Source organism: Hymenobacter guriensis, from assembly GCF_015773195.1.
In the GTDB taxonomy this organism is placed as follows: domain Bacteria; phylum Bacteroidota; class Bacteroidia; order Cytophagales; family Hymenobacteraceae; genus Hymenobacter; species Hymenobacter guriensis.
This window is the reverse complement of sequence record NZ_JADWYK010000020.1, coordinates 59,409-82,589: the sequence shown is the minus strand read 5'-3', so window position 1 is coordinate 82,589 and position 23,181 is coordinate 59,409. Positions and strand designations below refer to the sequence as shown.

Sequence of the window (23,181 nt, the reverse complement as noted above, 5' to 3'; positions counted from 1 at the left end):
GATAGAATAAATGTATCCAATTGTCAATAATATTTCACCAATTTGTTTAATTATTAGGCGGTGGTATAAAGGGAGGTAATGCACACAAAAACGCGTGATTGCAAAAGCCGCTTCTCAGAGGTCCTAAAGCAGCCACTGGCACTGTCCGGAAAACCCTAATCACCTCCCTTTATACCACCACCGAAAAATTTAATATCTACATCGGTTGATGGAACTAACGCGTATAATAAATCTATTGTTTCCAGTATTCTGATTTAGGATTCAAGCTCTTTGATATTATTTCTACATCGTCTATAATTTCTGTGAAATATTTGTTCTCATCATAAAAAAAAGCTTTCTTTTGAAAGCATTCAATATATGTATGGAACATTTTAGACAATGAATCATATATAGTTATAGGATGACTCATCCCAAGTGAAGGGGAATAATAATATATCATATTAAAACTTTTTGATAAAGGGTCTATATTTATTAAGTAAGTACTGTCAAAAAATAATGGAAATAAATATTTAGGATAAATTTCTTCTTCTATATCAAGAACGTATAGATGAGTACTGATTTCCAAAGGAGAAAATATTCCCCTAGCTCCAAAAAGTAGATAATTTGCGTTTATGTTCTCACTATACAATCCATTCTTCCATGTATATAAATCAAGTAAACATTTGGGGGGGCTTATATTAATCCTGCTAAATAAAGCAAGCGCCTCTTGTTCCGCAATGCCATCATTCAAAAATGAGATCACAGGTGACTTATTGCGTTTTAATTCTTCCAGAAAACGAACTAGTACGTTTCGAAAATCCATAAGTGAAATCAACTTTCAGGAAGCGATTCTTGATTAGGAGTAATGGGAAAAAAAATGGGCATCCAAAATAATGGTATTGTTCTTAATGCTGGCACCAATCGGTCTATTATTGTTGGTTGCACAGGAATGACAGGTATGATAAAAGGCTGAGGCACTGGAACAGGAGGTTTATTAGAATCTGGCAAAGGAAGTACTATAAACTTATCGCCAGTTTTCATCTGTGAGTACAATTGTTTGAGTCGAGCACCTTGGCTACCATTTTGCTTCTTCGGAACATACGCCACTAACGCATTTTTGCCTCCTTCCATTGTGGACGCGTATGGATATTCATCTCTTTCCAATCCTTCAGGATACCTAGAGGGCAGCCCGCTTGCTTTAAGGGCATCCTCTCTTCTTTTGTCTCTATTATTTTTATCAGAATCATAAGTTAAAATTTGTGGACGTCCTTTTTTGAAAGCATCTAAAGTGTGTTGATATATAGCAGGAGTTTCTGACTCAGGTACCAAATGTATTTTATTCGGTGGTCTAGTAGTTAATGAATTAAATAGTGTTTGCGCATCGCTGCCTGTAAATCTAAGATAATTTTGCGTGTTAATAATGTCTCTCCCATCAATATCTTTATATAAGATAGGATTATTTATACTCATGTTGTAGGACGTCCAAGAGTAGTATTTCTCAGCTAATGGATCAACTGCATGCCAACGCCCCAATTGTGAGTCATACATGCGAGCTCCATAATCATTCCAGTTGAGGCCAAACTCTTCCTGTTTTTCTTTGCCGTTGTACTGAAATTTAGCATTAGGTATACCTACCGTTTCGATACCTACCAAATTTAGACCCCAAGGGTCATAATGATTCTCCTGAAAATAGAGTGGTTCGGCCGGTTGTAGTGCCAAATCATCGAAGTACGCAGGTATTGCGCTTTCATTGATGACACTCACTTTCACATAACCTGCACTATCAGCTTTCAACCCTAGATCAAGGCGTTGCCAGGTATCGGTAGCAGTACGCAGTAAAGAACGAGTGCCGCTGGCCACCAGTTGACTATCCTGGTCGAAGAGTTCGTAGCGCAGGAAAGCCGTAGGCAATTCTGCGCTACGTGACTTGAGCAATTGCGGCAGCAAAGCCACACTAGCGCCTACGTAGGGCAGCCAGCGGCGGCGGGCATGAATCCGTTGCATTCTGTCACTAGAGAGATCCGACGGATTACCGGCTACCGCTGCTCCGGCCACCAGGGCCCCAGAGCGCAGCAGGCTACCTGTAGCGCCATTACGGTCATAACGGCCGTATACTTCAGCTTTTAAACTGTCGCCAGCAGCTACCGCTAACGTAATGCTAGGCCCTAAACGACGGCCTTCACGGGCATTCAAGCGTGCTACATAGCTACCCGTACGCGCATGCATGGCGTCCCGTAGCCGCGTCTCGCTCACGTGGGCAAACCGCTGTTCTTCTTCGGCTGCGTTCACCGGCTCCATGCCTGCGGTGAGTTGCTTTTCGGTACTGGGCCCATCGGTGTCGCGAAAGGTCATTCGTAGGTTGCCCAGATGGTCCTTCAAATGGTATTCATACTTCCACTTATAGCTGGTGCGGTCTGCAAAATATAAAACGCGTCCTTCAGCTGTGTGCGCAAAAACCGGTTGGCTAATTTGCGAGTTGCCTTCATACACGAACGCGCCTACATAATCTGTCTGGGTTGGTAAGCTCTCCCCTAATTTGTAGACTCGCTTACGCAGCTTAGTGCCCGTGGCTGAATAGACGTACTCAATGCGGTTTCCAGCGCCGAACTCAATCCAACAAGGCAGATTGAGCCGGTTATAGCGTATTAGAGTAATTCCTTTGTTCTTGTCCGCTACTAAGTTGCCAGCTGCATCATACGTATATTCAGGTGTATTATTTCCAGCTTGACCGCTGAAGAGGTTACCTCTATCCTCAAAATCATGGGTAGCAGCTGTAACATTCAGTGTGGTAGCAGTAGCTAGATCGTCTACCGCTAGCAGGCGGTTGCTAGCTGAACCACCGGTTGTTTTATAAGAATAGGTAAGTTGGTCTAATATACCTGTCTGCGAAGTACTTGTAGGGTTATTAATCTGACCATTACGGATCATGGTTTTCAGATTGCCATTCAAGTCGTAGGTGATGCCTGACACGGAAAAGTCCATGTTAATATTATTCCACCCCGTTCCCTCATACGTACGGTAAATGCCCTCTGTCAGGCGGTTCGTCTGATCATAACTGTAGGCATAGCCGCGCAATTTTGAGTTGTTCGCTGTGCTACGTGTACTCCACATGACCTCCGAGATATTGCCATTGTATTGCAGCGGGCTTTGTTTCAAGTTTTGTTCTTTGTCATACATCAACTCCACACCAAACAAATCCTGACCCTCAGTTGCAACATTGTCGACATTGGGGTCAGCATCGTTGTAGCGGGAGCCATCATTGCTTAGGTTGCGGTTATTGATGTTGGTAAGCCAACCGCGGATATTGTAGCGGTAGTCCACCGACTGTAGGAATGTGGCCCCACCATCGGCGCTGTGTAGCTTCTTGTCGACAAGCTGGCCAAGAGCATTGTATTCTTGTTTGGCTAGTAGGATGGAGGGCTGACCATCCGTTCGTTGCGTGGTGGTTAGCAGCCGGCCGGCATGGTCATAGACAAAGTCGTTACGAATGGTGCGCCGCACCCCATTGCCCAAATGCTTGAGCATGGTGTATTGTACCCGGCCCACGAAATCATAGCCGTTCGTGGTTCGGTCCGTGCCACTAAGCGTATTCTTCGTTACACTTTGCAGCAGCCGGTACTCCGAGTCATAGTACAAGACAGACGTTAGCCACCCCCCATATGTAGTGGTGTGGTCGGGCAACTGCCGAACCCGTGTGCCGGTTACTTGACCACGAACGGCAACTGCTCTAGTGGCAGCCGAGCCTACAAAGGATAGCGTCGTATCGCCTTGACTGGTAGCATTCAGGCTGGGATAGGTGTAGTCGTCATAATACGTAATGCTGAGCAAACTGCTCTCGGTGATGTTGATGCGGGGATAAGAATTCGTTAGCGTGTACCCCACAGTTGTTGTGGTGCGTTGCTCCGTGAAGACGGTTTCAGAGGCCGCATTCAGCTCGCTCTGGACCGTTGTGTGGTCTTTGCCTAAGCTAACGGTACCTGTGAGAATGGGTCGATTAAGACCATCGTACTTGGTGAAAGTCCAGTTCGTGGTTCCTTGGTTCGCATCTTGGGTGAGGACGGGCAAGTCCCGCTGGTTATACGCAATGCGTACAGGTCCGGAGCCTGGCACCTGCTTTTCTATTACCCGGCCTTTAGCATCGTATACGTAGCGAAAGCACCAGCGTGACTGGAAATCGGGACTAGGCGTCCAGGTACCAGTGGTCGGTAGATCTAAAGTTCCTTGCGGCTGAATGACCAATCGTAAACGATTAAAGGAGTCATATGCATAATAGGTCTGCTGATCCGGTTTCGTTGTGCTGGTAGATAAGGCGGTATAGGTAGCTACAACTTGCAGCGTTTTGCCAGAGCCCGGGCAAGGGTCTCCTAAGTAATCGACATTAATAGGAATCGTTAGACTAGTGGTGTTCGCCGTTAGGCTAGTAGCCACTTTCTGCTGTACTTGTGCTGTGACATCAGCGACACAACTACCAAACGTGAAACTCCCACATGTACCGGTAGTACCACTACCCACGCCGAAGGTAGCCGATTGTATGCCTGTAAGGCGCGTATCTGTTGGTGCATCGAGCGTTAAGAGGCTAATAGGATTTGCTGTCGTTACCCCCTCATAGTAACCGCGCACCTTGCAGACCGTTCCACTGGAAGTCGACACCCGTTTAAGCACGACGAGTCCATCCTTATCCTTGTATTCCGTTATCAGGGCATCATGTTCATCCCACATTTCGGAGACAAACAACTCTCCTGCTGCATAAAAGCCAGGAGAGGAGACGCTAGTGGCCGTACAGTCAAACCGCCGCACTTCATTGGCCCAGTTCGTGCGTGTAACGGGTTTCAGGGTATGATCGGGCCCTGGTGTCGGCCGCCAGGCACTACCAACTGCCCCTTGTTTGAGTACTCGGTCCAACGGAGAAGCCTCATAGACCGTACGGGTATAAGGCTGCGAGTCATTTGCAATATTGTCGCCGGTTGTGGAAGCCGCGTAGAAAGCGGCTTGTTTGCTAACTGCGTCGACTTTAAACTCGCCATTATTAATATCCTGGGCGTAAGGCAAATAGGTAGAGGAAGTCCTTCCTATAGCATCATATGTGATAGGCTCTACCAAGTCGTACTGCGTGGGAGAGCCTGCTTGGGTGACCTTTTGGCTCGGTCTGCCTAACCCATCAAAGTAAGTGGTACTGACTGCAACCGCTTGGGCCGGGTAGCCAACCAATTGTGTTGCCGTGCGCTTGCCCGTAACTTGGGCAACCCGGGTAGTTATAAAGTTGCCGGGCACCACCTGCACTTGCACTTGCAATGGGGCGGAGGTTAAGCCACACCGGGTGCCCACTACTGTGTACGTAGTTGTTGTAGCGGGAGCAGCACGTACCGTTGCTCCCGTAGTGGCATTTAACCCAGTGGCTGGCGACCAAGTGTAAGTGGTGCTTCCCAATCCGTCAATAGTGATAGGTATGCCTGGGTCACCTAGTATTGTTTTGTATCCTCCAGCAGGCCTGTTCAGCTCAGTGATGGTAGGAGCTAAAGGAGTCGTCTTAAGAGAAAGTAACGCAGATCCCGCCGTTTGAGTCAGGCTTGAGACAATAATATAGTAATCCCCTGCCTCTAGGTTTCGTTGTAGAAAGGAAGCACCAGCGCTACATCCTGCCGTCGGAGTATTATCGTTCGTGATAAGTGGCGAGTAAATATCCGTAGCGGAGGCTAGAGACAGGTAGGTATCATAGGAACTGGAATAGCAGGTATTAAGCGAAACGTTCGTGGGTATGCTTAAGCTAAACTTATAGTAAGCAGCTGGTCGGTTGTAATAGATGCTATTGCAGGGACCAACCGACACAGGAATGGTAGAGCGGGTTTCACCACACTCCGCGAGCATACCTAATGAAATTGGATTACTAGACGTGTTACCAGGTGTGTTAGGACAGGTGACCGTAACCGTGAGGCTACCATCTTCAGTAGCTGTATAGGGATAGGTGGAAGAAGGTATCTGGTATCGGATACGCCAGGTGCCGGGCGTAGTCCATTTAATGTCTGTTTTGACATTTGCAGGTGACGGAGTTGTGTAGGTATTTAAGATATTCCCCCCACCAGTGGCTAACCCCCAGGAATACGACTGCCATGCACTTGAGTTATAGCCAGAATACGTGTACGTACGTGTTTCCCCAACGATGGCCGTATAGTTATACCCGTTGGCTGCATGAATATTATAATCGCTGGACGTTTGAGCATGGGTGTTCCAACTGTGGCAACAGAGTAAGCTCAAGACAACCCATGATTTGCGGGAAAAGAAAAAATCAGCAAAAGCAACCAACATACCTTGGAGCAGGTAATGTACCGTAGATAATATTCTCATATAATGGATTTGTGAGGAGAACACGAATTCCTATTGATGGTAGTTGTATTCCAGCGTTTTGAGAATATTGCCTTCTTGGTCCTTTACAACGGAGAAGCGATTTAGCCCGTCATATTCGTAGAATACTGGCTTATTATTGGTGTCTGACATGCTCGTTACTCCTACCCCAGGCCGGTGAGTATAGGTTATCATCTGCGCATCAGCTGGATGGACACGTACATCATCAAACCAGACGCCGCCGCCCTGCACACTGGCCCCATTGTAATGGTTGTCTAGGCGCAGAGTTAATAAGGTTACGCCATCCGGTATATCTACCTCTTTTTCCAAATACACCCACTTGGCCGTTTCATTCGTTTCAAGCAGGTAAACAGGCAAGTTGTACGCCGTCATACCTTCGTAATAATTTACGGTCCCATCAGCTCGTTGTGCGCTGGGCTTGTTGAGTAAAAGGAGTAGTTGTGCTGCCGGGCCAGCACTGTATACCCAGCCAGAAACCACGAATTTCCGGGGGCGTGAGGCAATGGTCAAGGAAGGACCAAATGCATATTCATGCTGTTGTGGCGTGGTGGTGTACAGTGCCCCGGCTAATAAACCAGTTCGTGCCGTATTGCGGGCCATAGACCCGTCGCTCGGGGTACTTTCGTAGCGTAACGGAGCGCCATCCCACTTGTCGGCTACTTTAGTGCCTTCGAAATTGCAATGGAAGGTTTCATTGGGCGCTGCATTTTCCGTTTTCGCAATAGGTAGCGTGGCGTTATATCCCCACAGATAACTAGTCTGCTGGCCACCTTCATAGGATAGTCCTACTAAATTGCCCTTAGCATCATAGAGCGTACAAGTAGATTTTAACTGCATTTGGGTGCTGCCCCCCCCGATAATTAGAGGACTGCTAGTGGTTGTTCCATAGGTAGTTGGTGTGTAAGCACTAAGTGGTTGATCCGTTTCCAAGCGAAAGGCCTGAAAAGGTAAAATGCAGCTATTATTTAAGCCACCGAGGCGATATGTCTGCACGGAAACCCCGATAATTTGATTATTTCGGACGTTGATGGTTTCAATTGGCGTCCCAACTATATTTTTCGCTGTCATCGCACGGATAGTGCTCGCAACTGGATCTGTCAGCGGCTGCGTAGGGGGGGTTACCCCCGAGGGGAAAGTTAAATCAAATGGGTAGCGATACGTCGTACTCTGCGTCTGATTTTTACTATCCGTTACGGACTCAGATATTTTTAGCCGATATCCAGATAAATTATATTGTATGTTCTTTACTGTGGTTACAGGGCTTTTTCCGTAAATATCGTACAGCGTTTCTGTTTCACGACTAGGAAGGTATGAGTACGTATACAAGCGGTAGGCTGTACCTTCTTGTACGCCGTCCGTGGTAGTAGAAGGACAAGCCGTAAAGGCATCAGCTTGTACAGAACGCACATAATCTGTCTGCTTATTAAGGGCCGTGTACTCTATTTCGCGTGCTTTCACGCGCACATCTTGTGCAGTAAATAATTCCTCCTTGAGAAGCTTGCCACGCATTTCTTCGTTAGAGGCAAAGGGTTGATAGAGGGTACGCTGAGGCATCAGGGTACTACTTGCCGCTGCCACTTCATCGCGGTAAGCCGCGCCAGTATCAAAATTGCTGTAGGTGTACTTCGTGTAGCCACCATCACTTCTTTTCTCAACTATTTCACTGTAGCCCACATGGGTGCCTTTATTGCTGGAGGCAGGAATAACGGGTTGGGAACTAAATATGCGTTTAGAATAAATGGCCGGATTAGTGCTAGTCGAATATCCTATAATAAAATTACGATAATCGTCATAGTAGTAGCGACTCATTCCTCCAAGTACCCCACTGGAAGGCAGCGCAGTAGAGTTAATACTATTCTTGTAACCGGTAACGTAGAAATATTCTTTTTCCTGGGTAGCTTCACCCCAACGGCTCACGTAGTTTTTGATCTTTTTAATACGCACACCCCCAGCTGTACGAGCAGTTGTTAAGACTTCAGGTGCCAATGACCGATCCTCATACAGGCATTTACTATAGCTTGGCTGTTCGTATTCGAATACTGTACTGCCACCCGTTGGATAGGTGACTCTAGTAAGCATCCCGAGCGTGGCAAATGCTAGGCTGTTTGTGGCATCACGCTGTTGTTGATAAGTAGTAAGATAACCACTTCCCTGAGTATGATCAATAGAGGCATATACACCATTAAAAAAACCCCAATGATCATTGCTATTAGCTAGATAGTCAGTAATATAACCAGTGAATCTTTGGCTATTATACTCGAAGAGATAAGGAGGTTTAGTGACGGAACCACTTTGTGGAGTATACCCATTTTCCCTCAGAGCCTCAAGCGTCAGCCGTTGTTTCTCTGCATTAACTTCATTGCCTGGTCGGTCACTATATTCTAACTGGAAGCTCTTAAGAAACTTTCCCTGATAATTAACACTAATATTATCAAGTTTTTTCCACTGTAGCTTTTGCAAGCTTGTCGGATAGCGGTCTAACGCATTTGACGAAATTTCAAGCATAGGCAAAAATAATTCATGAGGTCTATACAAATCAAAAATTCTCTTCCGCTCACTATATGCTCTATAATTATCATAGCGAAGCTCTCTAGTTAGTGAGGACGTAAACGTAACCGTTGAGGATGTACAAGAAATCGAAGTTAAGTACACAGGTGAAATAAGTTGCCCTGATTGAAAGGCTATTACATCATTGTTCTGACTTGTATTCTCAAAGCCAGCACAATTAGATTTAGTAATGAAAAAGAAATCCGCTACTCCACTACCTGCTTGAGCTACTTTGGTTTCTATATCTTGGTAAACAGAATAATACATCTGATTAATGAAACGGCCATTTCCAGCTTCTCGTTGATATGTAAAGTTAATTGTGTTGCCATTCGTATCTGTAATCTTCGTTAACTGCCAAGCATTAGCAGTCATGTTTGACTGCCCATAGCCTTGAAGAAAAAAATCCGTACTATACTCAATAGCATCTCTTGTGCCGCCAAACTGGTATTGGGTACCATCATCGCCAGTTAAAACAAAGCCTATAAAAGACTTAAGATATGGATTTTCTGTACTGTCTAGAGAGGCAAAAGGTGAAGAAATTAACATCTTAGGGGTTGTAATCACTTCTACCTTAACCGGTCTATCGCATTTAACCTGCCATTTTCCCTCATGATTTAAATAAAATTGCCCAGTATACCCGGGGCAACTAAATGAAAATTCATCAGGTTCGGTATCTTTTATATGATTTTTATCGTTAGCAGCAGAATATGATCCCTTTATGAGCGTGTTTTCGATAAATGATCCCTGTTCCCAGGTAGAATTATTTAGAATGGAATGTTGAAAATAAAAACCAAGATTAGCAGGGTTAGTCGGGTCCTTTGGAAGTGCGTATTCATCAATTCGATCGTGCACAATACGCGTAATCGTTCCCCCCGCTTCAAGAGACCATCCCATGCCGACCCAGCCCGGGTGCATATCAGGTCTGAATCCTGAAGCATGATAGCTTAATACAATAGGAACGGTTAAATTTCCTTCCTGGATAGTATATAATGGTACCGAGATAGACGGTAACCCTGTAAAAGGGGAGACTGGAACATCGCCAAAAAGCCCAAGGCTAGCAACAGTAGGACTCTGGACGGGCGGCACACTCTGTGGGATTTGTGCGTTAAGCTGGCCAAAAAGCACAAACAGCAACAACAACAACAGGATGGTATTCTTATGCATAAGATGAGGCTGCATGTGAGGCAGGGCAGCACATAAAAGTTAATGGATGAAGAGAGTCTGAGTGATACCCATTTGCCGGGTAATCAATTCGGTACGTTAGTATTTCCTGATTAAACAGCAAAAGTGGCTTAATCAAGTATTATGCTTACTTCTTGTATAAGAAAGCGTGCTGCATAGTATGAAAACGAGCTGCGACTAGCTACTAGAAAGATTAGGGCAAGATGAAAGAATACTTTCATATATACAAAAGGTGGTGAGTAAAATACGCCTAGGCTTCCTTATTGGGTGAGCAGTGAAAAGTAGAGGAAAGGGGTATCTTCTCATTCCTTCTCATTCCTTCCCTACTGCCCCATGAAAAAGCCGCTTCACCTGAAGCGCAGCTGCATCCTATGGCAACAAGACTATGACCAAACTGTCGCTCAGATTTGCCAATATCCCAGCTTCAGTGGGCCCACGATTTACTAGTATAAGAGGAAATAGGGAGACCTGAAACTTGTTAAGTTGCAACAAGTAAATTACTTACAGGTAGGTATTGCTGCCTCAAGCAACTGGCAGCCGACTGGAACCTGGAAAGCGAAGTGGTAGAGTATTGTGAAAAAAGTAATTGCCCCGGCCTAGAGGCAAGCTGTGACAAAGCAAAAAGGGGCAGGGAGTTGAGGAGCCAGCGCTGGTGCTAGCTGCTCCCGTGCCTACGAGTCCGAACCAATGCTGGTCGCTGGATTGCATAATCGACGCACTAACTGACGGGCAACGCTTCCGCACGCTTAACGAGCTGGCTAACAGCAACTATGAGGTGCTCGGCATTGAGCTGGATTTTTACTTGTCTAGCGCCCGCGCCATGCGCTCGCTCGAGCAGTTGCTCAAGTGCGACAGGCCACTAGCCTGGCTGCATGTCAATAGTGGCCCAGAGTTTATCAGCCTAGCACTATAGGGTTAAGGAAGCGCCCTAGGAGTGGTGCTGAACTGAGTGAATGCCGCTATGCCCACGCAAAAGGCCTACGTGGAGCGCGTCAACGGCTCGTTTCGCTCCGAGTTGCTCAACGACTATCTTTTCGCCACTTTGCAGTAAGTGCGCGAAAATTTCCGCTACCTGCAGCTCCATCAGCACCTCTATTTCATTCCTCCAACCGAGTTCCGTCAAACCGCCTGACCGCTAGTTTTGGCTGACTCACCGAACGGAAAGTGTATAATGCAACTCGTGAACGTCATTGTGCATATGACCGATTGCCTACAGAATTTAGCTAAGAACTTACGGAAAGTATACTGCTTATTTATATTGCTATTGCTGTTTCATTCAGCTAAAGCCACACATATCGTAGGTGGAGAAATGGACTTGCGCCATAGCGTTTTCAATAATTATGTGCTTACGCTCAACCTCTACTTTGACGACATCAACGGCAGCCCCGATGCCTACGATTATGATCTGACAGCGGCAATCTATTCCAAGCGCACTAACCGCTTTATTCAAAGTGCCAATTTGCACCGTATCAGCGACACCTTTGTCGCCTACACCAATCCGGCCTGCGAAGCCTCCTCGCTACGCACTCGCCACCTAGTCTATGATGCTTCTTTGGAATTACAGGAAGTATTCTACACAGACCCGACCGGATATTACGTGGTGGTGGAGCGCTGCTGCCGCAACGGTACTATCAACAACATTGAGGAACCCGGCAACGCTGGCCAGACCTTTTACCTGGAGTTTCCGGCTATTGTGCGCGACGGGGAGCCATTCTACAACTCCTCGCCCCGCGTATTTCCGCCCCTGAGCGACTATGCCTGCAAAGGGGAGCTGTTCTACTACGATTTCGCCGGCACCGACCCCGACGGCGACTCGCTGGTCTATGAAATGGCTACGCCCCTTAATGGCCATGCTACCTATGATGACCCGATTCCGCGCCTACCCGGCCCGGCGCCGTACTCCCTTATCCGCTGGTTGCCCGGCTTCAGCACTGAGCAGCAGATTCCCGGCAACCCCGCTCTGAACATCGACCGGCAGACGGGCCGCCTGCAAGTACGGCCTTCCCAGCTCGGCCTGTTTGTCTTCAGCATCCGTTGCTCGGAGTACCGTGACGGGGTGAAAATCGGGGAAGTGCGCCGCGACTTTCAGCTCAAAGTCATCAGCTGCCCCGACAACCAGCAGCCAAGCCTGACGGCGCGCCTGCCCGGCCAGACCCGCCCCTACGCGCCCGGCCGTGACACGCTGCGCCTGCAGCCCGGCCAGGACCGCTGCGTGCCCCTGCGCTTCACCGACCCCGACGCGGCCTCCCGCCTTACCCTCTCGTTGCACCCGGTCAACTTTATTGGGGGCCTGCCGACCCTGAGCTTGAAGCAAGGCACTGTGCGCACGCCCGGCCAGCCCGACACGTTAGCCTCCCAGCTGTGCTTTGCCGAGTGCATCGACACGCAGGGGAAAGTGTACCTGCTGGATGTGGTGGTGGCCGACAATGGCTGCAGCCTGCCCAAGCGCGACACGGTGCGGATTGCTTTTATCGGCACGGGCCCACCTAACGCCCCGCCCACGCTCACGACCACGGCCAAACAACCTCTAAAGGTGCGCGCCGGCACCTGGGTCACCTTCGACCTGCTGGCCACTGACCCTGATGGGGATGCCGTGACGCTCACCATGCGAGGCAAGGACTTTGATGCCGACTGGCGTAAAGCCGAGCTAACCCAGACGCCGGGCAAGGGGCAAGTAAAGGGTACCTTCCGCTGGCGGGTGCCTTGCCCGGACCGCTACTACAAACGCTACGCTTTCATCTTCGAGGCCACCACTACGTACTGCGAACGACCGGAAACAGCCCGCGTCGAGGTAGTTATCGACATTGATGATAGTAACGTGCCGCCGAAGGTGATGACCACGGCGCCCACCACCCGCCCGTTGATCGTGCACCCGGGCCAGGTGCTCTCCTTCCAAGTGGTGGGCACCGATGCCGACCAGGATACCGTGAGCTTGGCGGTGCGAGGCAAGGATGAGGCATTTATTCCAGAAAACCTAGGGGCTGAGCTACTATGGGAGCGGCGAGCAGGCCGCAGTGAGGGCACTTTCCGCTGGCCCGTACCTTGTCCTGAGCAGGACAGCGTCTTATACAACTTTGTGTTTTTCGCTGGTTCCACATTTTGTGACCGAAATATACTCGATACGGTCACCGTGCCGATCCAAATCATTCGGGGCAATGCGCCCCCGGTACTGACGTCTACGGCGGGCCCGGAGCCGCTGCGGGTCCGCCCCGGTCAGCTACTTTCCTTTGATCTGCTGGCCGTTGACCCGGATAGCAACGCCGTCACGCTCACCTGGACCGGCCAGGGTTTTTCGCCTGATGATGTGGGGGCGCAGCTCACGCAGCAGGCCCATGGGGCGCAGCAGCAGGGCCACTTTAGCTGGCAGGTGCCCTGCCCGGTGGCCGGCAAGTCCTTGTACGAATTCGAATTCACGGCCACCGACGTGCCGTGCGGGGAGGTAAAAACGGCGGGTCTGCGCATGCCCGTGCAGATTGAGGACACGAACAGTCCGCCCACCCTTTCCTCCTCCCTGTTTGCGGCAGCCCCGGCCCCGTTGCTGCTCCGGCAGCTGCCCGGCACCACGCTGGAAGCTACGCTCACAGGGCTAGACCTGGACCAGGACCCACTCACGCTCACCGCCCACGGGGTGGGCTTCGATCTGGCCACAGCCGGGATGCACTTCACGGCCCAGAACGGAACCGGGCAAGCAGCAGGTACTTTCCGCTGGGACGCGCGCTGCGCCGAGGCTTTCCCGGAGGGGTATGAGGTGGTCTTCGAGGTGCAGGAAGCCGGATGCCAGCCGCAGCCGCGGCAGCAAACGGTACGCTTCGTGGTAGCGGACCCCGCGCCGCAGGCGTTTGTGCCGCCCAACATCTTCACGCCCAACCACGACGGGCAGAATGAGGTGTTCACGCTGCCCATGCTGCCGGCCGATATCTGTGCCCAGCGCTTTGCCTCCATCAAGGTGTTCAACCGATGGGGCAAGCAGGTGTACGCCTCCACCGACCGGGGCTTTGCCTGGAACGGCGGGGGCCTGCCCGGCGGGGTCTATTTCTACCTGATTGACTTCGTCAATCGACCCCAGTTCAAAGGCTATGTTACTATTGCCTATTGAAAGGTTAGTGCAGCAATGGCAGCTGCAAGGAATGATATGCTATAACTGAGGAGTATCGGAAACGTGGCCCCAAACTAATGCTAACGGATGGATATAATTTCACGACTACCTGCCGCATAAATCGCATTGCAAGCTCAGCAGATATACAATAACCACTCCTCCCCTCCCCTACTGTGCAGGTATATTGCCACTGGGTAATAGATCTACTACTCTAACACATGAATGATGAAATAAATATCAAGCTGCAATGGAGCGTTTATAGAATGTTATAAACACTCATGGGTACATATCCCACAACCTGACAACAAGGTGTTGTCAGGTTGTGGGATATGTACCCATCAGCTGCCAGACTTTTGCTAAACGCCCGTAAACTTTACGGTGACAATGGGCTCCGTCTCGTCGCAGCGCACCAGGTGCGGCTGCGTTTCCAATAAGGCCGTGGCGTCCTTATAGGCAAAGTCGAACTCCTGCAGAATGCTGCTATCAAACTCCCCCTGCCGCTGGAGCAACTCTGGGAAGCGTTGGCGGTAAGCTTCCTTGTCCGCTCGTTTCAGCGAATGCCAGTACTTGAGCGTATCCGTGCGGCTGTAGCGCCGCCCCGCCCCATGCGCGCAACTCCACAGGGCTTGGGCAAGCGCGGGATGCCAGCAGTTGGGCTTGACGATCAGCGAGCCCCGGCTCATGGAAAGCGGAATCACTACCTCGTGGTCGGCCGTGAGCTGCGTACTGCCCTTGCGGTGGATCACGCCCTCACTGGTGAATTCGAGCAGGTTGTGGCAGCTGTCGGCATAGACCGGTGCCCCCGCCCGAACGTAGCCGTTGCGCTGTAGGAACGCGTACGTCTTCTGCAGGAACTCTTGCCGGCGGCTGGCCGCGTAGGCCAGCACGCGTGCATACTCGCGCCGGTATTCCGGCGTGGCAAGTGCAAGCGGCAGCCACTCCTGCCCCGGGTTATGCTGCTGGAGCAAGCGCAGGTTTTCCTGATACATGTACACGCCCAGGTTGCGGCTGCCGGTGTGCACGATCAGGTAGAAGTAGTCCGCCGATGCCTCCAGCGAGAGGAAATGGTTGCCGCCACCCAAGCCCTCATCTGTCATGGTGTGTACCTCCCGCTCCAGTGCCCGGTAGTGCCGGGCTTTGTCAAAGGGGCGCAACACATCTTGCTGGGGCAAGCGTAAGTAGGCCACGCCACAGCCCATGTCCTTGCCCGTCACCAGTGGATAAAAGACGTCTGTGGTGTGGAAGGCCACCCCGACGGGGATGGCACGCTCAGCGCAGTAATGGATATCGGGAAAAACGGCGATGCGGCCGATGGTTTCTTTTTCCTCGAAGGCGAGGAGGGACTGTAGCGCGTGCTGCTCCACGCCGCTACGATCCGTAAAGTAGACGGTTTTCACGGGGTCTTCTTTCGGAGAATAAATGAGAAAGGGCGCGCGTCGGGTAGCAGCCGCATGAAATGCGCGCAAGGAGAGCCTTAGCGTAGGCTCGCACAAAGATAGCAACAAGTTGCTGGTTTTAGTCCAGTGGTGCCCCATTGAAACCGACGACTGTTGTACCCGTTTCATGCCCGCTTCGGGTGGGGAGGTGCAGGCCAAGCCATGCGACCCTTCATGCCTCCCTCGGAGGGGCCGCAGCCCTTTTTCGGAAACGGCTAGTTACTGCCCATTAACCCGAGAACGGGTAGGCGGCAGGGTACTGGGTCTGTGGTGGGGAGCAGCGGGCGGTGCGGGCACCCGCTTTTCTTGTGGAGAACTCACCTCTACCAGTGGCGGTGCTATGATGGCCTTGAACACGACGCATTGATTCAACGTCCGGTACTCGGTTACACTGTCGGGGACCAAGGGCTGCTGGTTGCTAACACTACGCACCGACAGTCGGCTTGCGGCGATGCCCTGCTGGTGCAAATAATCAGAAGCCGCCTGCGCGCGGAGCAGTCCCAAGCGCTGCAGGTATTGGGCCGGATTAGGGTGTCCCGCACGAGCCTCCTGCGCATCAGCGTGTCCTTCCAGGCATACTGCCAAGCGGGGTGTGGCCCGCAGGATGCGCACCATCACGCCTAAGGTCTGCACCGACGTCGAGGACAAGGTGGCCTGACCGGCAGCGAAATACAGACGGGGCGCCTCATCCTGAATCAGGTCGGGGGCGCGGCATGGGACGTAAAAGGTATGCGTTACCGCGCTCGAATCTTCTCTGGTAGCCAGTAGCTCCAGGTTGACTGTTGCCACGTGACGCGTCTCACAACTTACCTCAACTTGGTAGCGCCCGCCAGCAGGCAACGCGACCCGAAAGTCGCCGTCTTCTTGGGTAAGGACGCGCCAGGACCGGGTCAGCGAGTCCACGCCGATCTGGCGGAAAATAAGCTCGACGCCTGGCAGCCCGCTTACGCTGTCGTGTATGCTAACGACATGCCCCTGCAGCAGTTGGCTTCGCTCCTGCTGGCTGACGGCTGACGACATCGTCATGAGTCGCGAGGGCATCGGTTGGGAAGCACGGCACCCAAGGAAGCCGACACAGAGCAAGAGGGCAACGTGCTGTCCTGTGCGACCCGTTGCCTCAATGTGGCGCACAGCATCGCCTCTGAATAGCGCTTTCATTCGTCGAGTAGGTAGCACAGCTTTACCACGTATTGTACCAACATCACAAGGTATACCTTATTGAGAATCTATAGCACCAGCAGGCTACTGCAACATCAGGGAAGTCCATGGGAAAGTACCACGCTAGCGGCCGGCCTCGCAGGGAGGTTAAAACTGCACTGATTCCCAGGTCGGTCTGAGATCTGTTCTTACGTTAAGCGACAAAACCTAGTAAGGTGTAGAAAAATATGGACTGCTTCACGGTCGTTAAAATCCTATTTGCTTAAGCCCCTAAATCTACCTTCTACAGTCGTATTACCAACAGACCAAGCCCTTGGGTAGGGCAATCGGATAAGCTACTATCGAGGTACACGATAGTAGGTCTGCTTGCTAAGTTGTTCATACAAGCCCATGTACTGATGATTCTTCACGAGTTGATACTGTACCACGATCGAGGGGCAGTGAATGGCAAAGGCAGGAAGTGGCGCACGTGTATACACGGTCAGCGTATCGTGGGCAAAGCGATACAAAAACGGATCCAGGCCTTTGACCATCTCCGGCCGCTGCTGGTCATCCCATCCGATCGGGACGTTCGTGTCGCTGATGGTGGAGATCTGATGGTCACCTGTTAACCCCCAATTGTAGGCTTTGATGTAAAGGGTATCCCCGGCGCTGGAAACGAGGGGTACACCTTGATAGACTCCATTGGCCCCATCGCCCTCACTGCACGAAGCAGTTAGCAGCAGGCCGCAACCAGCGAAGAAGAAGCTTTTGATCATGGCGATAAAGTATAAAGGAGGTAAGCAATCGCGCCTAAGCGCTGCTAACTATGTAGTCGTTTTTTACTTGGGAATCGGTCCTCGCACTAGCCCTAATGAGAAGGCAATTTGCCTCATCAGAAGTGAGTAATTCGTCCGATACGTCCAGTTATCCTATCTGCCCTACAGTCCCGTTTGCCCGAGAGGGCCGGCGCTGTTTTTCGACGGCTCGCCGCGGCCGGTGGCTTGCTCGACGTCCCCGAAGCCGGTGCCTAAGCTTCCAATCCCTCGATGGTGACGACCGGGAACCAGCGGTCGGCGAACCCGTAGGCCTCGAGCCAGACCGTGCCCTGGGTGTCGACGGCGAAATCTCGGCGGGGGAAGTACTCCTGAGTGCTCGTCAGCCAGGCCACGGCCTGCGCGGCCTGAAAGCGGTGCGCCCGCACGGTAGCCGCTGCCTCAAAAGAGCGTTCGTCGGACATGAGCAAAAAGTACGACCCCACGGGCTGTACGGGGCCTACGGCGGCAATGAACCGCGCGGGCAAGGCAAACTCGACGGCGGGCGAGGCGGACTCCCCCCCGGAGGAAGCCCCGACCTTCTTGCGGGCCTGGGCCGCGAGCACGTTGCAGGAATTACAGCAGTACTTACGGCGTAGGTGGCGGGACTCAAAGACGTTCTGGCAATGGGCGCAGACCGTAGGAATGGGCGGGCGGGGGACGAAAGGCATGAACCAGGAATAGAAACAGAAAACAGGCCATTAACCCGCACAATCTACACTAATTATATCCAACTTAGCGTAAATTTGCGCTAAGTTGGATATAATTAGTGTAGATTGTGCGGGTTTGGTACGGGCCGGGGCAAGAAGCGCCTGAGGCCATAGCATAGGGTGTTGTTAAACAAATAGGGCAACACCTCCGACTCGTCAGGACAACCACGCGGTTTCAATGGTTAGTACCTTGATGAACACTGTTTTGCTTGGAACGCAGGCAAAATAGTAGCCTTACTGTTCGTTTTCGCTGCTCTCTCTCGATTGCATTACCCCTATTTGTTTAACAACACCCTTAGCGTGTAAATCCGCCCGTTTGGAAGAAGAACCCCTAGCAGACCACTGCCCGGTAGTACTAGCGGGAAAGAGGCGCTTTTCCCTTAGGGCGGTGTTCGCTGCTCGTGAATAGCATCTAGCGAAGAAAATATCCCGTTCTTTTACTGGCTTTTTGCGTGGTGTTGAGCCGGAAGAAAGACGCGGCTTTTTCCCAGCCCGCTACGGCCTGTCGTACGCTCTGTCGCACACATAAAAGCGCATAAGAAATGTCGCGCTTAGCCCAAGCAGGCGCGTCTCCCTAAGCGGAGGCCTTACAGCGGGGCGGACACATATGCTTTTCACAGCCAGTCCGCGTTAAACGCCCGGTTTGTGGCTTAAAAAGACCTGCACATGGGTGATGCTACCTCGCTTAACCAACGTCAGTAGTTGTGGCGCGGCAAGCGAGACAAGCAGGTCAGGCTATGCGGGAGCCATACGCCCCGCTTACCCACAGAAAAAACAGGCTGTCACCAGGAAAAATGGGCTGTACAGGCGGGGCAAAAATGGCCTATCTTCTGTATTGCATTATTTCGCTATAAATACCGGTTAAGCAGGGGTTCCTGCATAGCCAGTCGCTTAGGCGTTGACAGCACCTGGTAGGGGTATTCACTTCAAGTAGTACTTGAACTCCTGCCCGCCCCGCCCGCTGTCGTCCTCTGACCACGCTTGCTGCAGACAGGTACTTGGTTGCTGTGGGTGGCTCAGGTGTACTTGACGAGCCAGGCCTCCCCTAGCCGATCTTCGAGCGTGAAGCCGTCTTTGAGGTAGACCTGCTCTAGATGTTGCTCAAAGGTATCCGCCCGTTTCTGCCGGTGGGCATAGGGCCCCGGGTTGTCGTACATCGCTTGCACTTCGCTTAAGCGAAAGGCCACGGTCGCCTGCGACTCACTTGCTGGGACAACCTCCTTCTTGGAACCCACGCGCGGCTTGGCCGCCTGTTTATAGTCCTCTAGCAGGTACTTCTCGACCAGGGCTTTGTAGATAGCCCCCGCGGGCTTTTTGATCTTGCCCTTCCGAAACTGTCCTTCGACGATGCGCACCACAAAGCCGATGTATCCCACATCGTACTCATCGTTTTCTAGCTGATGAGCGATGGTAGCAATGCTGCGCTGGCTTACCCCAATCTGCAGCAGAGCGTCTGCCCACTCGGCCGCGCCGGGCAACGTCTTTTTTGTAGCAGATGCCGCCAACTGCTCGAATAGGAACTTGATCCGGGCAACCGTTTTGCCTTCCCGTTCCAGCTCATACGTGAAGGGAATGTCAGTCTCGGCAATCTCACTTTGTGCCTTATCCAGCACTCGTGCCTTGAAGTTAGAGAACCGAGGGTACTCATGCTCTTCAATGCCCAGTACAAACCGTAGATCCTCTACACTGATCGTACGACGGCCGAAGCCGGCATACTCTTTCAGCAGCCAATAGATGCGTAGTGACTGAGGGCTCTTCAGCTTGAGCACCTGCTGCATGTCAGCCGTGGTGAAGTTGCCACATTCTCGCAGCTGCAGCAGGTAAGGCATAATCTTCGGGTTGAAGCTGGCCACCACCCCACCTAAGTCTGCCCGGTAGCCCGCCTCGGCCATCAATGGAATATACGTGTAGCTGGGCTTACGCCGGCGCTTACGAGTCTTCTCTTCCAATTCCTCAATGTATAGGGTAAAGGAAGCAAGACCCTTACACATCTCATCTACCTGCTCATACGCAGATCCGCCGCGGCGCTCAAAGACCAACTCATCCAGCGGAATGAAGTGCTCTTTGAAATCAACATCTTCAAAATCAATGCGTGACAGAAGCGAAACGAATAACCGCATCTGTAAAGGCACAAAACTGAACCGGGCATTGATCAGCGCGTTATGCTGGGCTACTCGCTTATCCGGGGTGGCGTCCATGTCAGCAACGTCTTTTTTGTAGCAGAAAGGCTGTGGAAACGGCTATTGTGTAGTAGATATACGGCTATTGTGTAGCAGCACAACGTCTTTTTTGTAGCAGATAACGTCTTTTTTGTAGTAGATGCCCCTCTGGGGACGCTGTCCGTCAAGTAGTTATGGCACCTATAATACTCTATAAGTTTAGTAATAAAAAAAAGACTAGTAGAGCTTTTTTGAACGTCTTTTTTGTAGCAGATAGGTTGATTCAGGAAGTTCAAAAAAGTCCATTTCCGCTTCAAAATCGCGGTTTTTATGCTTTTTTATACTTGTCATGGCTTCAACTTCTTGTTCTTCTGCAACAGCTTCTGGTACTCATCCTCCGGTAAAGCCCGATTGGCGCCTTCTAGGCTATCCAACAGTTCGCTAACCACTTGTTCAATACGATGCCGGACGACGAAGCCCGGCTCCCAGTACTCGGCCTGTTTCAAGCGCAAGTAAGTCTGCCGGCGTAAGTAGGAACTAAACTGGACCCAGTCCTGACCAGATGCCTCAGGGCTGGGTACTACAGTTGCTTCAGCTACCGGAGCTTTGGCTGGTGTATTAGCAAGTGGTAGCTCGTCCAGTCCGTAGAGAGAATTGGCATCCAGTACAGGGCGGGCTGTTTTAGCGGTAAAATCGCGCTTGGAAGTGCTGCTCATAGTCGGGCAAGGATTTCATCGGTTAAAGACACGTAGTCGAGCGCTCCGTTGCTATCGGGGGCGTAGGCAAGAATGGACTCATGCATTGCTTGCGCCTCCCCTAGCTTGGTATTCTGCCGGATGCTTACATCCATTACCAAGGGAGCTAACTGCTCATCCTGATTGATGAGCTCGACATACTGGTGGTGCATGGATGAGCGGTAGGTAGGGGAATACTTGGTGAAGAAAATACCTCCGACCTTCAACTTTTGATTGTAATGCTTCCGAACGCGTACGCAGGCCTGCAGCAACGAAGTGAGCCCGTTGTAGCCAAAGTACTCCGGTTGCATAGGAACGAAGACAGCATCTGCAGCAATAAGAGCAGAGTAGGTGATACCGCCCAGTGATGGTGGCGTATCGATCAAGCAGTAATCGAATTGGTCCTCTATCGTCTCCAGGCCTTCCCGTAGCACAAACTCCAATCCGGAGCTACCAGCCATCAACTTCTCGACCATCTGCAGCCGAGGCGAGGCGGCAACGAGATGAAGCCCCTCCCCTACTTGTTCTATCAGTTCAGTAATCGAGACTTTGCCGTCACTCTCCAGCAACTCTCCCAAATGCCGGTTGCTCTGGCGGTCGAAGGACATGGAAAGATTCGTCTGCGAGTCACTATCAATCAGCAAAACGCGCGATCCTTTACTTGCTAGTACTTGACCTACGCTCAGCGTAGAGGTCGTCTTGCCTACCCCACCTTTGTGGTTAGCAAAGCATAGTGTCTTCATAGGAAGCGTGCCGTTAGTTTACAGCAATAGTACACATTGTATTTAAAACACACTGTACATATAACACATATTCTACACGCATAGCACCTATTACATGTAATACATACATTGTGTGTAGTGTATTTGTTGTATACTGTGAGTATGTAAGAGTCAATTACTTAGTGAATACTTGTGTATATCCACCATTACATCGATCTAGCACTCAAATTGTCAGATAGGCCAACTACTGCTCATGATTCCAGCCAACAATAGTCACTTGTTTGAGCATACCTTTGACACGTTCAAGGCCTTCGATGACTTGACAGTAATTAGTAGCAGTGCGGGACAGCAGGCATTTCCAGCCAGTGTTTGGCAAATTTTACAGCACTTACTTGCTTGGCAAGCGCATCAGTTAGCTCAATGGCACGAAAGCACACGAGCCGATTCATTCAACGAAGAGGGGAGCTGGAGAACAGAGCGCATACCACCCAGTCAAGAGGCAGTACAAGCCGCCGTAGCGCAGTTCAAGCAGCAACTTACCCAGTGGGCAACCCACGCCACTGACGTGCGCGATAAAGCACAGGGGAGCCATGAACAGCGCTTACTGTTACAGGAGGTCGCACTGCACTTGTCCTTTCACCTTGGCGAGGTCGTTCTGATTCGTCGGCTTCAGGGCAGTTACCCAATGCCGGCGCAGATGCAAGAATTTTTACGCGTATAAACATCCCGTTTCACTCCCGACATCTTACTAAGTAGGCATTTGGAATACTGGATGGAGCTTAGATCAATTTTATTTCCTCACTACTATAAGAAGGCCATTCTGAATCACCACATCATCTGAATAGAACACACCTGGCTTCAAGGGCCTTTTGTACAGGCTATAGATTTCATCCCCCCAATCGTCCCGCCCCCATAGTTCTTCAGCCACCAGCGGTAGGAGGGAGGAAAGCAGATGCCTAGCGCCTGTTCAGCAGCGCAGATCTCGTCTCCAGTATATCCCTCGCCAAAGTCAGCAAAATCAACCGCATCGGCATTGGCTGCTAAGAGCTGTTTGAGGGTTGCTGCTTGTTGGGTAAACTCCTCGGCAGGTATGCAGGTATCATCGGGCAAGGGGGCAGTGACGGAAGATAACTACCTTAGGGGGGTATTTTAGCAAGGGGCGCGTACTTTACGTTTTGTTCTTACGTCTCATGCAGCAGTTGCTCGCCCTTCTTCTCGTGACTTGTTCTTGCCTGGCGGCGGGGTGTGCAACGCCGCCACCTGCCATACATGCAACCGCGAACTGCCAAGCGTTCAGAAACGGA

General features: G+C 51.0%; 15 protein-coding genes. 4 read left to right on the top strand and 11 right to left on the bottom strand.

The features are described from left to right. Positions 1–232 precede the first annotated feature (232 nt). The 3 genes from I5L79_RS21580 to I5L79_RS21570 form a co-directional block, all read right to left on the bottom strand. A complete protein-coding gene (locus tag I5L79_RS21580) occupies positions 233–802 on the bottom strand; it encodes a hypothetical protein (RefSeq protein ID WP_196957164.1) in 570 nt (189 codons plus the stop codon). Positions 803–810: 8 nt separating this feature from the next. Continuing rightward, positions 811–5,265, bottom strand: coding sequence for a DUF6443 domain-containing protein (locus I5L79_RS21575; protein ID WP_317191402.1), 4,455 nt, complete (start codon positions 5,263–5,265; stop codon positions 811–813). Positions 5,266–6,351: 1,086 nt separating this feature from the next. Next, positions 6,352–10,050, bottom strand: coding sequence for a hypothetical protein (locus I5L79_RS21570; protein WP_196957162.1), 3,699 nt, complete (start codon positions 10,048–10,050; stop codon positions 6,352–6,354). Between the two features lie 979 nt (positions 10,051–11,029). Between I5L79_RS21570 and I5L79_RS23420 the strand changes: the two genes are divergently transcribed. Both I5L79_RS23420 and I5L79_RS21565 read left to right on the top strand, forming a co-directional pair. Next, entirely contained in the window at positions 11,030–11,119 is a 90-nt protein-coding gene (locus I5L79_RS23420) for a transposase (RefSeq protein WP_231403258.1), read from the top strand. 258 nt (positions 11,120–11,377) lie between these two features. Further along, entirely contained in the window at positions 11,378–14,164 is a 2,787-nt protein-coding gene (locus I5L79_RS21565) for a gliding motility-associated C-terminal domain-containing protein (RefSeq protein ID WP_231403257.1), read from the top strand. 356 nt (positions 14,165–14,520) lie between these two features. Here I5L79_RS21565 and I5L79_RS21560 read toward each other — a convergent pair whose 3' ends face one another. Together I5L79_RS21560 and I5L79_RS23845 are read right to left on the bottom strand one after the other, a co-directional pair. After that, a complete protein-coding gene (locus tag I5L79_RS21560; protein ID WP_196957160.1) occupies positions 14,521–15,561 on the bottom strand; it encodes an RtcB family protein in 1,041 nt (346 codons plus the stop codon). A 258-nt stretch (positions 15,562–15,819) separates the two neighbouring features. Continuing rightward, positions 15,820–16,389 carry an OmpA family protein gene (locus I5L79_RS23845; RefSeq protein WP_394368821.1) on the bottom strand — a complete coding sequence of 190 codons (570 nt, stop codon included), beginning with the start codon at positions 16,387–16,389 and terminating at the stop codon, positions 15,820–15,822. On the opposite strand from I5L79_RS23845, the gene I5L79_RS23415 reads away from it, so the two are divergent. Continuing rightward, positions 16,390–16,614, top strand: a complete 225-nt coding sequence (locus I5L79_RS23415; protein WP_231403256.1) for a hypothetical protein — start codon at positions 16,390–16,392, stop codon at positions 16,612–16,614. It begins immediately after the preceding gene. A 482-nt stretch (positions 16,615–17,096) separates the two neighbouring features. Here the strand turns inward: I5L79_RS23415 and I5L79_RS21550 are convergent, their stop codons facing one another. The 5 genes from I5L79_RS21550 to I5L79_RS21530 all read right to left on the bottom strand — a co-directional run bounded on the left by I5L79_RS21550 (position 17,097) and on the right by I5L79_RS21530 (position 21,898). Continuing rightward, positions 17,097–17,516 carry a hypothetical protein gene (locus tag I5L79_RS21550; RefSeq protein WP_196957158.1) on the bottom strand — a complete coding sequence of 140 codons (420 nt, stop codon included), beginning with the start codon at positions 17,514–17,516 and terminating at the stop codon, positions 17,097–17,099. Between the two features lie 251 nt (positions 17,517–17,767). Next, the gene (locus tag I5L79_RS21545) at positions 17,768–18,223 is read right to left on the bottom strand and encodes a hypothetical protein (RefSeq protein WP_196957157.1); all 456 of its coding nucleotides are present in this window, start codon (positions 18,221–18,223) and stop codon (positions 17,768–17,770) included. Positions 18,224–19,278: 1,055 nt separating this feature from the next. Next, entirely contained in the window at positions 19,279–20,460 is a 1,182-nt protein-coding gene (locus I5L79_RS21540; protein ID WP_196957156.1) for a replication initiation protein, read from the bottom strand. Between the two features lie 308 nt (positions 20,461–20,768). After that, a complete protein-coding gene (locus tag I5L79_RS21535) occupies positions 20,769–21,137 on the bottom strand; it encodes a hypothetical protein (RefSeq protein ID WP_196957155.1) in 369 nt (122 codons plus the stop codon). Then, a complete protein-coding gene (locus I5L79_RS21530; protein ID WP_196957154.1) occupies positions 21,134–21,898 on the bottom strand; it encodes a ParA family protein in 765 nt (254 codons plus the stop codon). The genes I5L79_RS21535 and I5L79_RS21530 overlap by 4 nt, the downstream gene beginning before the upstream one ends. A 232-nt stretch (positions 21,899–22,130) precedes the next feature. Between I5L79_RS21530 and I5L79_RS21525 the strand changes: the two genes are divergently transcribed. Continuing rightward, entirely contained in the window at positions 22,131–22,598 is a 468-nt protein-coding gene (locus I5L79_RS21525) for a hypothetical protein (protein ID WP_196957153.1), read from the top strand. Between the two features lie 137 nt (positions 22,599–22,735). On the opposite strand, the gene I5L79_RS21520 is transcribed toward I5L79_RS21525, so the two are convergent. After that, positions 22,736–22,987, bottom strand: coding sequence for an SMI1/KNR4 family protein (locus I5L79_RS21520; protein WP_196957152.1), 252 nt, complete (start codon positions 22,985–22,987; stop codon positions 22,736–22,738). Positions 22,988–23,181: the final 194 nt, after the last annotated feature.